The organism is Pseudarthrobacter kochi (assembly GCF_055412805.1).
Genome location: NZ_JBVAYV010000036.1, coordinates 25197 through 38739, shown reverse-complemented (window position 1 = coordinate 38739; position 13543 = coordinate 25197). Strand labels below are relative to the sequence as shown.

Here is a 13543-nt window from a genome sequence, read left to right as displayed (position 1 = left end):
CTATATCGAGGTGTTCTACAATCGATGGCGGCCCCACACCAACAATGATGGGCTGCCGCCGGCAACAGCAATGGCCAACTTCAAGACCAAAAACCAGCCGCTACCCGCGGCCGCCTAACCAAATAGAAACTAACCGGCTGTCTCACATCCTTGACACACCTCATTGCACCCGGAATTGATGAAGATCCGTTTCCCGAAGGTGACGTTCTTCCCGAAGTCGGAGTAGAAAGGCGGGAAAACCGTTACGGATTCGTCAACTGGCTTGCCGGTCAGCTGGGCCAACAGCTCCCGCACCCGCCCCGGCTCCTGATATCCGCTGTTAAGCTCGCCGGTAATGCGCAGGGCATCCTGGCTGACCCGGTGCATAAGGTTATGCAATGCCGAGTCTCCCGTGATGGTCCGGCCGGCATTCAACACTTCAAGGAGATCGTCGAGTTCCATGGAGTCCTTTCAGTCCGATGTCGGACGGAGTTTGCGTGAAGGTTTCCGCTATCTCCTCCCTGATGAACCCGTCGTCCCGGCTGACGGCAACGGGGGCCGCCGGTGGGTACCAGTGGCCGGCCGTCCCAACGCAGAGACAGTTACCCGCCCGAATTGGAGATTTCCTGACGGGGCGCAGCCGCTATGGACCCTGAAGCTGCCCAGCTGGCGAGTAGCCGCAGTCGCTCAGCGCTGGGCGAGCCGGGCTTTGTGCGGGTCCCGTGGGTCCGAACGTCATGCGCGCCCCACAGCTGCCGGAATACATCGCTGCGCGTGGACAGCTCACCAACGAGGTCCTGGAGCCCTTTGTCGTTGGGGTCACGGCCGGCTTCGGCCCGCATGATCGCTACGCACATCTCAGCGAAGAGCTCCCAGTCAGGCGGGCGAGGTCGAAGAGGTGGGTCCGCTCCGTGTCATCGAGGAGAAGGGCGCGGGCTATGGCATCAAGCACGGACGAGGAGGCTCCGCCGATAGCACCACGTTCGAGCTTGGCGTAATACTCGACGCTGACGTCCGCGAGTGCCGCAACTTCCGTGCGGCGAAGCCCGGCAACGCGCCTGTTCGGCCCGGCGGGATGGCCGGCCTGTTCGGGGGTGACCTTCGCGCGGCGCGACATCAGGAACTCGCGTACTTCGGCTTTATTGTCCATGCCACGAGACTAAGGCCCTGCGAACTTTGTTGGCGTGCCCTGCTGGTACACCCCTTGATAGAGACTCCTCCCCCGGGGTGGTTGGCGTGTTGACTGGGTAAGGACCTAACAGCGGAATGCTCGCTGAAGAACTGACAACTGAGGGCTTCACCGCCCGCGGTTACGCCGCCAGTGTCCGGGACCCGGAAGCCCTCACCGCCGCTCGCGCAGCGGCTGTGGGAGCGCCACACCCTCCGCGATTACGCCGAACCGTTCCTGACCAGCAAGTAACCCGCGCAACCCAGTCGCGGGCAAGGAGAATAAGGGACACCACCACCCTTCCGGCGCCAGGCCGGGTAGCTATTGATATAACGAAACGGCTGCCGCTAGCCAGCCTGGCCGCTCTGGCGGTCATCGGCTTCGTCCTCGCCGCAATGGAGACCATGCCGGCGGGCCTGCTGCCGGCTATCGCCAACGGGATGGGGACGAGCGAGGGCACTGTCGGACTGTTCGTCAGTGCCTATGCCCTCGGCACGGTGATCATCACGATCCCCGCCATCACCATGACCCGGGGCATGCGCCGCAAGCCGTTGCTCCTTGGCGCGATCCTCGGCCTCATCCTGGCCAACAGCACCACCGCCCTCTCAAGTGACGTGGACTTGTCGCTGGTGTCGCGCTTCGTTGCGGGCGCGTTCTCCGGAATCATCTGGGGCATGCTGGCCGCCTATGGCCGGAAGATCAGCCCGCCCACCCAAGCGGGGCTGTCGCTGGCGATCGTCTCAGTCGGGGCACCCGTCGGATTCGCCCTCGGCACACCCCTGGGATCATGGCTCGGAACCACCTTCGACTGGCGGTGGGCCTTCGCCGGACTCACCGCGGTGGCCGTAGTCGCCGGTGTGTTCATCGCCGCGATCGCGCCCGACGCCGACGGGCAGCCCGGAGCCTCCCGGCTTCCCCTGGCCCGGGTGTTCCGAATCCCCGGCATCGCCGTGATCCTGGCCGTCATCTTCACCTGGATGCTGGCCCACAACACCATCTACACCTACATCGCCCCGTACCTGAGGACTACAGGCAGCAGCCTCACCCTCGACGGCGAACTCTTCATCTTCGGAATCTCTTCATCTTCGGAATCTCCTCAATCGCCGGAATCATCATCACCGGCGCGCTCCTGGACCGCCACCCCGCCCCTTGCTGCACGGAAGCGTCGCCCAGCTCCAAGCCGCCCTCACCACCACCGGAGGCGCGGACTCCGACGTCGCGAACTCGTTCCTGCCGGTAGCATTCAACCTCGCCATCTTCACCGCCGGCATCCTCGGCGCCGCCCTGCTGACGAATTTCAGCGGCCTGGTACTTACGGTCGTGATGATCGTCGCCGGCCTGGCCGCACTCATGCTGACGATCTACGGACGCCGCACCGCATTTCCCGCCCGCCTCTAACAACACGGGCGAACTCCGCGGCAGACCTTGTCCTCCCCGCATTTCCGGAAAGGATCCTCCATGAACACTTGCAACCGCTATTCACCGGGAAAAGCCTTGAGGCCAGGCGTCGTGGCGCCTGCGCTGGTTCTGATCGCTACCGCTATCGCTATGGCTGGCTGCACCGGCAGCCCGGGGGCAGCGCTGATACACGGCCGCCTTCCCCGGGTTCAACGGCGGTCGATCCGACTACCGCCCCGACCGCAACGTCAACCACCACACCGATTGTCATCGAGCTTCAGGGCCAGAGAATTACAGGAGAACTCGACGGCAGCGCCACGTCAGCGTCGCTCCTGGCCCAGCTTCCCCTAACGCTGGCGTTCCGGGACCACGGCGGCCAGGAAAAGCTATCGCAACTACCGGCCCCCTGGACCTCGAAGGCGCACCAGAGGGAAGCGAGGCCGCGCCGCTCACGGTCGGATACTACGCCCCCGGTCAAAGCCTCGTCCTTTACTACCGGCACGTCGGCTACTTTGACGGGATCGTACCCATCGGCACCTACGAAAACACCGACGCCATCGAAAACCAGCCCGACGGATTCACCGTCACCATCCGTAAAGCCGACTGACGGGCACACCACAGCCGGTGCTCGATCTTCCCGCACTCGACCATGAGATCGGTGCATTCATCACCGCCCCCTGCATCGATGGGCACCTCCACAGCAAGGTTCAGGACCCGACATTCACCACGCGTGGCCGGCCAAACTGGGTGCGGACTCCGGGCGAGAAGAGCACGGATTCCGGCGGCCCCTCGACGTTGATGCCGGCCGCGGCGACCAGTTGGTCCTCAAGCTGGGTCAGTTCTGCCCGGTAGAGCGGCCACGCGGTGTGGGTGTTGGGAACGTACAGGGTCCTGCCCCGGAAACGGGTGTGCAGACCGAACCGGGCGGTGAGGTGGAGGGACAGCAGGTCGGTGGCTTCGGCGTCGGGCTCCGGGGCCACGGCAAAGTCGCTCCGGGCTCCGCCCCGGAACCGCCGCACCCAGTACCCGGCGCGGGACCCGGCCCGGGAGCCCCCCGGAACAGCGCCGGCCACCGGATCCAAAGTCCCCACACCACGGAAACCCGCCCGCGACCACACATAGGGAATCCCGGCCGCCCGGGCCGCCAGAACCACCGCCAGCCGCGTCGCATCCAGGCTCAGGAACACAACACCCCGGGTGCCGTCGGGCTCCCGGGAGTAGAGGCGCACGTTGATCTCGTTGAAGCTGCCGAAATAGGGAATCCCCGGCCCGCGGCCCAGGCCGGCGCCCTGCATCCGGAAACCGATCAGCCCCACCCAGGCGGACCCGTCGAAGGTGTCCGGGACGACCCCCGGCGGCATGAACGAGGCGGCGACGGCATCAGAGATCCGCCAGTGCAGGAAGACCGCATCTGTCCACCGCTGATCCATGATGATCGGGGTCGGAAGCTCAGGGGCACGTGGCCAGGGATCAAGACTCATCGGTCGCGGTCCGCTAGTTCAGCGGTGGCAGAGGAGCCTTCGGGTTGCTTCTGCCAGGGCCAGCGGCCGGTGATTTCGAGCTCGAGTGAGAAGCTCAGGAAGGTCCGGATCAGCACGATGATGGCCAGCACGCCGACGCTTTCGAAGGTTGGCGTGACGGCGACGGTCCGGATGATGTCGGCCGCGACCAGGAGCTCCAGCCCGAGCAGGATCGAGCGGCCCAGCAATTGGCGGTACGAGCGGTACACCGACAGCGGTGCGGATCCTTCCGGGAGCTTGCGGGGCTGGAAACCGCGCATCGCCATCGGGACGGAGATGACGGCGCCGAGCACCATGACAGCCACGCCGGCGATGTCCATGTACCCGCCGACCGCCTGGATAATGTCCTTAAAATCCATCGTTCCCCTCAAAGAAATGGTGGTGAAATCCAAAACCGCTGGTCAGGGGTGCCGGACTCCCGCTCCGGAAAGAATATCCCGGTAGCCCTCGCGGAAACTGGGGTACCGGAAGTCGAACCCGGTGCCCCGCAGCAGTGCATTGCTACAGCGCTTGTTTCCGCCGCGGGACGGCTCACCGCCGCCGCTCTGCCCGCCACTTTCAGCCGCGCCCGACGGCGGGTGGGGAAGTCCCAGCTCGGCGGCCAGGAAACCCAGCACCTCGCCGAGCTCGGCAGGCTCGTTGTCCACGCCCAGATACACCGGCGCCGGGACAGGCTCCATAGTGCACAGGTGGACGATCGCGGCAGCGGCGTCGTCGCGGTGGATGCGGTTGGTGAAACGTGACTCTGCCGGAATCACCGCGGAGCCGCCGCGGACCTGGTCAATCAGCCGGGTCCGTCCGGGGCCATAGATACCCCCGAGCCGCAGCACCACCGGAGTGATCCCGGTGCCGCCCAGCAGGCTGTGGAGGAGTTCCTCCGCCTCGCGGATGATGCGGCCCGAGAACCCGCCGGGTGCCGGCGTCGTGCGTTCATCGATCCAGTCCCCGCCGGCGTCGCCGTAGACGGCGGTTGAGGAGACAAACAGCACGCGCTGGACCGGGGCGCCGGACGTGAGGACTGCGTCCAAAACGTTCGACAACCCGTCCACGTAGGCGGCGCGGTAGGCAGCCTCGGTGGGGGAGTCCGCCGCAATCGCGACGACGACGGCGGTGGTGTCCGCCAGGATGGGCGGCAGTTCACCGGCGCTCAGGTCAGCCGCCGCACCTTCGATCGCGGCCGGAAGTTTCTCCGGCGAGCGTCGCCACCCCACCACCCGGTGGCCCGCCGCAGCGAACCGCAGCCCGGCTTCGGTGCCCAGATCGCCGCAACCGGCCATAAGTACAGTCATGTTCGCTAGTCTGCCAGTTTTCGGCGGCCACAGCCGCCGAACCCGGACTACCGCGCCGGGATCGGGAAGAACACCCGCGGATCCTGCAGCAGCGCCGGGTAGTCGAAGTCCGATCGGTCCAGGATCTCGTCCACCTGGAAGTTGCGCGCAAAATGGCCGTCCACGGTGATCGGCCGGCCCAGGACCTTGCCCACGGCAAAGGACGTGCCACCCGCAATCGGGATGGCCACCACCGAGTTGCCGGGCAGCGTGGTGAACGCCTCTTCCTGCTGCTGGCGCTTGCGCGTCGGCTTTTTGACGAGCTGCTTTGGCGGGAGCTTGCGCTGCTTCGCGGGGCGCCGCGCGCCTGAGTCGGCGTAGACGAACTGGTACTCATCGTCCCCGGCGGCTGCCTTGGCCTTGCCCACGGGCGGGAGGCTGACGGTGTCCAGCTTCTCCGGCGCAGTGTCGCCGAGCGGCAGGCGGAGGACCCACATCCGCTCACCCGCCGGGTCCTCCGGCAGGAGGTCGAGGGTCGGCTCCGGCCAGACGTATTCAAGGTCCGGGTCGGTGTCCGGGAACAATGGCGCGTAGAACCGGGGGTCCTTGGCGATCAGCCGGGAGCGGTGGCTGAGGTGCAGCTCGGGGGCCCCGAGCCACGGCGGCATCGGGATCTTGGCGGCGTAGTCGGGGTGCGCAGCCTGGGGTGCGAACTCCATGATCTTGCCGCGAGTGGTGTCCTCGCCGCCCCGGGCCGTCCACTCGTCGACCATGGTCAGGCCGTAAAGGGTCAGCGCGGGAACGTACCCCATCCACATCCGGATAGCCGGGTGCGACTGCCAGCCGTACTCCGGGATCACCAGAGCGCGCAGGATCTGCAGCGCTTCAACGCGCTGCTTGCCGAGCCGCTCGCGGTCCAGGACCGCGGCGCTCTGCTGGAAATCGGGGAAGGGGAGAAAAGTCTGCATCTCTCCAGTTTGAGGCCACGGAGCCAATGAACCAATTGCTGGCAGCCGCGGGTGAGCGTGTTCACATTCCGGAACGGGACAGGCGGCTCTCAGCCTCGGCGCGTAGACTAGCACGAAATACCCCTGCCGCACGGAAGACACGCCCCATGCCGAAGAAGCCAGTAACTGAATCTCCGGCGCAGCCTGCGTCCGGCCAACTGCCCAAGTACGGACAAATGCTGAGTCCCGATGCGAACGGGATCCTGATCCTGGAGGAGTTCATCATCGATCCGGCGGCTGCCCGCAAGGAGCAGCACGGATTCCGGATGGCCCTGGCCGCGGTGGCGCTGACCATGCGGCGCATCCTGGCGTTCCGGCTCCTCATTGCCGTGGTGGCGATCGCGAATCTTCCCCTGTTCCTGCTTTCCAGCGGCTGGGAGATCCATGTCGTCTCGCTCACCCTTGTGGTGGCGGTCCACGCCGCGGTGTCCTGGCTGAATCGTCACGAACCCAGGATCCGCCAGCGACGGCTGCTGGAACTGCACCTCAAGCGCGAGAAAAGCGACAACTACCGCAAAGTCCGCGACGCCGTGAAATACGTCATCGACGCCCCGGGCCGCATGAACGAGAACCTCTACCTTGAGCTGCTTGCCGCCAAACGCGTGGCGCTGCACCTCGCCATGGGCACCGTCGCCCTGCTGGACACGAGCGATGACACCGCCTGGAAAGTGCAGATTGTCCGCGAGATTCCCCGGGCCGCCTGAGCCTTTCGGCCACAGCACTGCCGGTTAACCCAAGAACAGCCAAGAGCACGACGCCGGAGCGTCCCTTGAGGGGACGCTCCGGCGTCGTGCTTTTAACCGGCGTCGTGCCTTAGCCGTGCCGCCGAGGGCGGCAGGCGGGCAGGCTAGGCGGGCAGCTGCAGCACCTGGCCCGGGAACACCAAATCAGGGTCGCTGATGGTGGCCGCGTTGGCGTCGGCCAGCAGGTGCCAGCCTCCTGCGATGTTGAGCTTGTCGGCGATCTTGCTCAGGGTGTCGCCACTCTGGATGGTGTAGCTCTCGCCGCTCAGGGGGACAGCCGCGACGTGCCGCGGCGCCGGGGCGGCCACCTTGGGTGCGGCGACCTTGGGTGCGGACGCCTTGGGTGCCGCGACCTTCGGGGCGGCGGTCCGGGCAGGCACCTTGGCCGGCGCAGGAACCGCGGCGGGTGCCTTGGCCACCGGCAGGCTCTGCGGGGCAATGGCGCCGCCGGTCAGGCCAAGCTGCGCGGCGCAGGAGGGCCACGCGCCCCAGCCCTGGCCGGCCTGCACCTTCTCGGCCACGGCGATCTGTTGCTCGCGGCTGGCGCTGGCCGCAGACCCTGTCCCGCCATAGGCCGCCCACGTGCCGGGGCTGAATTGCAGTCCGCCGGAGTAGCCGTTGCCCGTGCTGATGGCCCAGTTGCCGCCGCTTTCGCATTGCGCCAGGGAATCCCAGACGGACGTGGCAGTGGCGGCGGGGATGGCTGCGTTGGCCGCCGAGGCGGACAAGGCGACGCCGGCGATCGAGACGGCCGCAAGAGTGACGCCGCGGCGCGCGGCAGTGCTGTAGGTGGTTTTCTTCATGGGATTGATGCTCCTGAGGGCCACCGGTGCTCGGTCCGTCCCCGGACGTTGTCGCACTACTGCCCGCCCCTGACAATAGAGGTCATTGCGGTGTCTGCCGGTCGGGCAGTATCTGGTGGTGGCAGCACCGGGCACTCAATGCCCGGTCTTCGGGCATGACCACAAGGCTAAGCCAGGTTCCTGCCGTTATCAAGACGTTATTTTCCGCGGATACACGGTAAAATCAACGGCTTCCGGCCCGGACGCGGTTCAGCCGCCGAGCACTGCCGCCAGATATGGCGCCGTCCGGCTCTTTTTGGACCGTGCGACGACGGCGGGCGTCCCGACCGCGATGATCTTGCCGCCGGCGTCACCACCGGCCGGTCCGAGGTCGATCACCCAGTCCGCTGCGGCCACCACGTCCATCTCGTGTTCCACCACGATCACCGTGTTGCCGGCGTCGACCAGCCGGTGCAGCTGCGCCATGAGGAGTTCGACGTCGGCCGGGTGCAGGCCCGTGGTGGGCTCGTCCAGGAGGTAGAGCGAGTGGCCGCGCTGGGCGCGCTGCAGTTCGGTGGCGAGCTTGATGCGCTGGGCTTCGCCGCCGGAAAGCTCCGTGGCGGGCTGGCCGAGCCGCAGGTAGCCCAGGCCCACCTCGCGCAGGGTCTGCAGGCTGCGTGCGGCGGCGGGGACCTCGGCCAGGAATTCTGCGGCGGCGTTGACCGTCATGCCGAGGACTTCGGCGACGTTCTTGCCGCGGTAAGTCACCTCAAGGGTTTCCGGGTTATAGCGCGAGCCGTGGCATTCCGGGCAGGGGCCGTAGCTGCCGGGCAGGAACAGCAGTTCGACGGCGACGAAGCCCTCGCCCTGGCACGTCTCGCAGCGGCCGCCCGCGACGTTGAAGGAGAACCGGCCGGCGCCGAAGCCGCGCGCCCTCGCCTCGTCCGTCGCGGCGAACTCCTTGCGGACGGCGTCGAACAGCCCGGTGTAGGTGGCGAGGTTGGAGCGGGGGGTGCGGCCGATCGGTTTCTGGTCCACCTTAACGAGCCGGTCCACCCGGTCCAGCCCGGAGACCGGGCCAACGCTGAGCGGCTCGGCGGATTCGGCGGGTTCGGACTCCAAATCCTCCGGGGCAGCCACGGTGCCGCCTTCCGGATGCAGGTGGGCGCCGACCACTTCGGCGAGGACCTGGCTGACCAGGGTCGACTTGCCGGAGCCGGACACGCCGGTGACCGCGGTCAGGACGCCGAGGGGGAAGTCGGCGTCGAGCTCGCGCAGGTTATGGCGGCTGATGTCGCGCAGCTCCAGCCAGCCGGCAGCTTCCCGGCCGGCAGCTTCCCGGCGGGCGGCGCCCGCGGAAGAGCCGCCGTCGTCCGCTTTGCCGGAGCCGCCCGGTTTCCCTGACCCATCCGGGAACAGGAACGGCCGGGTGACGGACGCCTCCACTTCGGCGAGCCCGGCGACGGGGCCGCTGTAGAGCACCTCGCCGCCGCCTTCGCCGGCGCGCGGGCCGACGTCCACCAGCCAGTCGGCGCGGCGGACGATGTCCATGTTGTGCTCCACCACGAACACCGAGTTGCCGGAGGACTTGAGCTGGTCCAGGACGGCGAGGAGGGGCTCGGCGTCGGCCGGGTGCAGACCGGCGGACGGCTCGTCGAGTACATAGATGACGCCGAAGAGGCCGGAGCGCAGCTGGGTGGCGATCCGCAGGCGCTGCATCTCGCCGGGCGAGAGTGTGGGGGTGGACCGGCCCAGCGCGAGGTAGCCCAGGCCGAGATCCAGCAGCACGGTGACCCGCTGCAGCAGGTCCCGGGTGATGGCGACGGCCACTTCGTTGCCCTCGCCGGAGCTCTGCTTGCGCGAGGCGGTCCCGGCGGCCGTCAGCTCGGTGGTGGGGCGGATGATCTCCGCCAGTTCCGTCATGGGGACGCCATTGAGGTCCGCGATGGTGCGGCCCGCGAACGTCACCGCGAGGGCGGCCGGGGTCAGGCCGGCGCCGCCACAGACGGGGCACGGTCCTGTCTCCATAAAGCGCAGCACGCGGTCGCGCATCGTGGTGCTCTTGGAGTCGGCGAGGGTGTGCAGCACGTAGCTCTTCGCGCTCCAGAACCGGCCCTTGTACGGCTTCGCGACCCGGTCGCGTTGCGGCGTCACCTCCACCACGGGCTGTTCCCCGGTGAAGAGGATCCAGTCGCGGTCCTTTTTCGGCAGCTTACGCCAGGGAGTATCGACGTCGTAGCCCAGGTGGGTGAGAATGTCGCGCAGGTTCTTGCCCTGCCACGCGCCGGGCCACGCGGCGATCGCGCCGTCTCGGACGCTCAGCGACGTGTCCGGCACCAGGGAGGATTCGGTGACGGTATGCGCGATGCCCAACCCGTGGCATTCCGGGCAGGCGCCGGCGGCGGTGTTGGGGGAGAACGCGTCCGAATCCAGCGGCGCGGCGCCGTCCGGGTAGCTGCCCGCGCGGGAGAAGAGCATCCGCAGCGAATTGGACAACGTGGTGACCGTGCCCACCGTCGAGCGGGAGCTGGGCGTGCCGCGGCGCTGTTGAAGCGCGACGGCGGGCGGCAACCCCGTGATCATTTCCACCTTGGGGTTGTGGCCCTGCTGGATCAGCCGCCGGGCGTAGGGCGCCACGGACTCGAAGTACCGGCGCTGGGCCTCGGCGTAGATGGTGCCGAAGGCCAGGGAGGACTTGCCGGAACCGGACACTCCCGTGAACGCGACGATGGCGTCGCGGGGCACATCGACGTCCACGTTCCGCAGGTTGTTCTCGCGGGCGCCGCGCACGCGGACAAAGCCGTCCGCGGGACGGTCGGCGCTCAGCCCTGGAATGGCCGGGCCGGACAGATCGGAAGCATGCTGATCACTGTGCATCCAATCGACTCTATCCGGGTCTGCCGCCGGCGGGCATATCCTTACCGAATGGAAACTAACGACGGCGCCGCCGCCACCGAGGGCGCTGCACCGGACAGCCCAGCAACGGTCACCCCCGAGGTCCCCGCATTTGCCGAGGTTCCCGAGGAGGTTCACGGCCCGCTGCCGGTCGCGGAACTCCACCTGCACATCGAGGGAACCCTCGAGCCCGAACTGATCTTCGCCCTGGCCGAACGCAACGGCATCCAACTGCCGTATGCGGACCTGGACGAGCTGCGCTCCCGCTACGAGTTCACCGACCTGAAGTCGTTCCTGGACCTCTATTACGCCAACATGGCCGTGCTGCAGACCGAGCAGGACTTCGCCGACATGACCCGGGCCTACCTGTCCCGGGCAGCGCTCGCCGGCGTCCGGCACGCCGAAATCATGCTGGATCCGCAGGCGCACCTGTCCCGCGGGGTGGCCCTGGAGACCTGTGTTAACGGCGTCGCGTCGGTGCTGGCGAGCTCCCGCGAGGAGTTCGGGATCACCACCCTGCTGATCGCCGCGTTCCTGCGGGACCTGTCCGAGGACTCCGCGCTGGAGGTGCTGGACCGGCTGCTCGCCATGAACGCCCCGATCGCGGGCATCGGCCTCGACTCGGCCGAGGTGGGCAACCCGCCGGCCAAGTTCCAGCGGCTGTTTGCCCGGGCCAAGGACGCCGGGCTGCGCCGGATTGCGCACGCCGGCGAGGAGGGCCCGCCGTCGTACATCATCGATGCGCTGGACCTCCTGGACGTGGAGCGGATCGACCACGGCATCCGCTGCATGGAGGACCCCGAGCTCGTGGAACGGCTGGTGCACGAGCTCATGCCGCTGACCGTGTGCCCGCTGTCCAACGTCCGGCTCCGCGCCGTGGACACCCTGGAGGAGCACCCGCTGCCGGCCATGCTTGCAGCGGGCCTGAACGTGAGCGTGAATTCGGACGACCCGGCGTATTTCGGCGGGTACGTGGACGACAACTTCGCGCAGCTCAAGTCGGTGATTGGCCTGTCCGAGTTCGACTGCGTGCGGATGGCCGCGAACTCGATCCGGTCCTCCTTCGCGAGCGAGGAACGCAAGACGGAGCTGCTGGCCGAACTCGCCGCATCCGGACACTAACCCTCCAGTTGCCCTATCACTCCTGGTTGCCAAAACCGGCGGATGGGAACCATAACTGACAGGGCAACGGGGGTCAGGCCGACGGCGCGGGGCCGGCGAAGAGTCCGATCAGTCCGTCGATTTCCCAGCTTGCCGTGGCCGGGTGGCGGAAGTGCTGGTGGGGTTCAAGGGCATATCGGGTTCGCCGCCCGGCACGGACGCGGTGCAGGTATCCTGCATCTTCCAGGTCCTTGAGGATCTGCAGGGTTGAGCGTGGGGTGATGCCGACCCTCGCGGCGATATCGGTAATGCGGGCCTGCGGGTCTGCGGCCACCGACAGCAGGACGTGCCCGTGGTTCGTCAAGAAGGTCCACGGGGGGCGTGCGGGGGCCGGAGCCAACTGCGGCTCCGGGCCCTGATCAGGTCCTTGCGGGGAGGCCGTCATTTTTGTTCCTTACTGGCAATATCCGCCGCAGCTTCCGACGACGCCTCCGTGTCCTTGCGTTTGCGCCACAGGGGTTCGAGACCTGCGATCTCCTCGGGGGTGGCGGTTCCGAACGGAGGGTTCACGGGAGCTGTCGGAGGCTTGCGGCCCTGGCCGCGCGTGACCCAGAGGCTTGCACCGATGGACACCCCAAGGATAGTGGCAATAACGGCCAGGGACGCCGGCGTGGGGATGTAGTAGATGTCGATTTTGAGGAGCATTTTGATGCCCACCCAGACCAGGACTAGCGCAAGTCCGATCTTGAGGTAAATGAAGCGGTGGATCAGGTCAGCGAGCAGGAAGTACATGGCGCGGAGCCCGAGGATGGCGAAGGCGTTGGCGGTGAAGACCAGGAACACCTCGTCGGTGACGGCAAAGATCGCCGGGATCGAGTCGACGGCGAAGATGATGTCGGTGACCTCGATGAGGACCAGGACAGCCAGCAGCGGGGTGGCCAGCACGGCGCCCTTCTTCCGGATCACGAAGCGCTGGCCGTGGAAGTCGTCCGTCATGGGCACGCGCCGGCGGAAGAGTTGCAGCACCCGGGACTTTTCCGGATCCAGGTGTTCGTTGCGGTGGCGGATCATGTTGTAGCCGGTGAGAAGAAGGAACGCCGCGAAGATATAGAGCACCCACCCGGCGCTCGCAATGATGGCGGAGCCCGCCGCGATAAAGATGCCGCGGAAGACCAGGGCGCCCAGGACCCCGAAAAACAGCACCCGATGCTGGTATTCGCGGGGGACGGCGAAATAGGTGAAGATGATCGCCCAGATGAACACGTTGTCCACCGCGAGGGATTTCTCGATCAGGTATCCGGCGAAGTATTGCTGGCCGAACTCAGCGCCGTAGATTTGCCAGACCAGGGCGCCGAAGCCGACGCCGAAGGCGACCCAGATACCGGACCACAGAGCGGCTTCACGGACACCGATGACGTGCGCCCGGCGGTGCGCGAACAAGTCGATGGCCAGCATCAGGACGATGAGAGCAAGAACGGCCAACCAGGCCCAAAAAGGAACATTCACGAGGGGACACCCGTTTCCAGTCAGTACCACCAACTGGAGGTCTTTCCCGGCCCCACAGGGCCTGTCCCGCCGGGCCGCTCAGGGTCGGCCGTACTGACGACGGGACATTTCAGGGGATACTCCCCTCCGTCCAATTAGTGAACCATACTTCACCTATTGCGACAAGGGGTGGCGGC

General features: G+C 67.0%; 12 protein-coding genes and 3 pseudogenes. 5 read left to right on the top strand and 10 right to left on the bottom strand.

Translation table 11 applies throughout. The annotated features are described in order from the left end of the window. Positions 1–129: 129 nt before the first annotated feature. On the bottom strand, positions 130–441 hold the full coding sequence (locus ACZY0Y_RS15600) for an LbetaH domain-containing protein (RefSeq protein WP_463958989.1): 312 nt from the start codon (positions 439–441) through the stop codon (positions 130–132). Between the two features lie 140 nt (positions 442–581). Continuing rightward, positions 582–1129 (bottom strand): annotated as a pseudogene (locus ACZY0Y_RS15595) (helix-turn-helix transcriptional regulator). 116 nt (positions 1130–1245) lie between these two features. Here ACZY0Y_RS15595 and ACZY0Y_RS15590 point away from each other — a divergent pair. The 3 genes and pseudogenes from ACZY0Y_RS15590 to ACZY0Y_RS15580 all read left to right on the top strand — a co-directional run. Further along, positions 1246–2142 (top strand): annotated as a pseudogene (locus ACZY0Y_RS15590) (MFS transporter); the annotation flags it as partial. A gap of 154 nt (positions 2143–2296) precedes the next feature. Continuing rightward, positions 2297–2545: a hypothetical protein gene (locus tag ACZY0Y_RS15585; protein WP_463958992.1), complete on the top strand. Its 249-nt coding sequence runs from the start codon at positions 2297–2299 to the stop codon at positions 2543–2545. A 68-nt stretch (positions 2546–2613) separates the two neighbouring features. Continuing rightward, a pseudogene (locus tag ACZY0Y_RS15580) lies at positions 2614–3152 on the top strand (cyclophilin-like fold protein). A 100-nt stretch (positions 3153–3252) separates the two neighbouring features. On the opposite strand, the gene ACZY0Y_RS15575 reads toward ACZY0Y_RS15580, so the two are convergent. From ACZY0Y_RS15575 to ACZY0Y_RS15560, 4 genes are read right to left on the bottom strand one after another with little or no spacing between them, the layout of a single operon-like run. After that, positions 3253–4026, bottom strand: a complete 774-nt coding sequence (locus tag ACZY0Y_RS15575) for a YqjF family protein (protein ID WP_463885535.1) — start codon at positions 4024–4026, stop codon at positions 3253–3255. Next, positions 4023–4424, bottom strand: coding sequence for a DUF1622 domain-containing protein (locus tag ACZY0Y_RS15570; RefSeq protein WP_463958987.1), 402 nt, complete (start codon positions 4422–4424; stop codon positions 4023–4025). The genes ACZY0Y_RS15575 and ACZY0Y_RS15570 overlap by 4 nt, the downstream gene beginning before the upstream one ends. A 42-nt stretch (positions 4425–4466) precedes the next feature. Further along, entirely contained in the window at positions 4467–5354 is an 888-nt protein-coding gene (locus tag ACZY0Y_RS15565; protein WP_463958985.1) for an SDR family oxidoreductase, read from the bottom strand. Between the two features lie 47 nt (positions 5355–5401). Then, positions 5402–6301: an MSMEG_6728 family protein gene (locus ACZY0Y_RS15560; protein WP_463885529.1), complete on the bottom strand. Its 900-nt coding sequence runs from the start codon at positions 6299–6301 to the stop codon at positions 5402–5404. A gap of 215 nt (positions 6302–6516) precedes the next feature. On the opposite strand from ACZY0Y_RS15560, the gene ACZY0Y_RS15555 reads away from it, so the two are divergent. Then, positions 6517–7044: a hypothetical protein gene (locus tag ACZY0Y_RS15555; protein ID WP_463885527.1), complete on the top strand. Its 528-nt coding sequence runs from the start codon at positions 6517–6519 to the stop codon at positions 7042–7044. A gap of 143 nt (positions 7045–7187) precedes the next feature. Here the strand turns inward: ACZY0Y_RS15555 and ACZY0Y_RS15550 are convergent, their stop codons facing one another. Beyond that, positions 7188–7886: a transglycosylase family protein gene (locus ACZY0Y_RS15550; RefSeq protein WP_463885525.1), complete on the bottom strand. Its 699-nt coding sequence runs from the start codon at positions 7884–7886 to the stop codon at positions 7188–7190. A gap of 249 nt (positions 7887–8135) precedes the next feature. Further along, on the bottom strand, positions 8136–10742 hold the full coding sequence (locus ACZY0Y_RS15545) for an excinuclease ABC subunit UvrA (RefSeq protein WP_463958983.1): 2607 nt from the start codon (positions 10740–10742) through the stop codon (positions 8136–8138). Between the two features lie 48 nt (positions 10743–10790). Between ACZY0Y_RS15545 and ACZY0Y_RS15540 the strand changes: the two genes are divergently transcribed. Beyond that, entirely contained in the window at positions 10791–11882 is a 1092-nt protein-coding gene (locus ACZY0Y_RS15540; protein WP_463885521.1) for an adenosine deaminase, read from the top strand. Positions 11883–11955: 73 nt separating this feature from the next. On the opposite strand, the gene ACZY0Y_RS15535 is transcribed toward ACZY0Y_RS15540, so the two are convergent. Both ACZY0Y_RS15535 and ACZY0Y_RS15530 read right to left on the bottom strand, forming a co-directional pair. After that, positions 11956–12306, bottom strand: coding sequence for a helix-turn-helix transcriptional regulator (locus ACZY0Y_RS15535; protein ID WP_160667480.1), 351 nt, complete (start codon positions 12304–12306; stop codon positions 11956–11958). Next, positions 12303–13367 (bottom strand): TerC family protein, encoded by a 1065-nt coding sequence (locus ACZY0Y_RS15530; protein ID WP_463885519.1) that lies wholly within the window; start codon positions 13365–13367, stop codon positions 12303–12305. Before ACZY0Y_RS15530 ends, ACZY0Y_RS15535 begins: the two co-directional genes overlap by 4 nt. Positions 13368–13543: the final 176 nt, after the last annotated feature.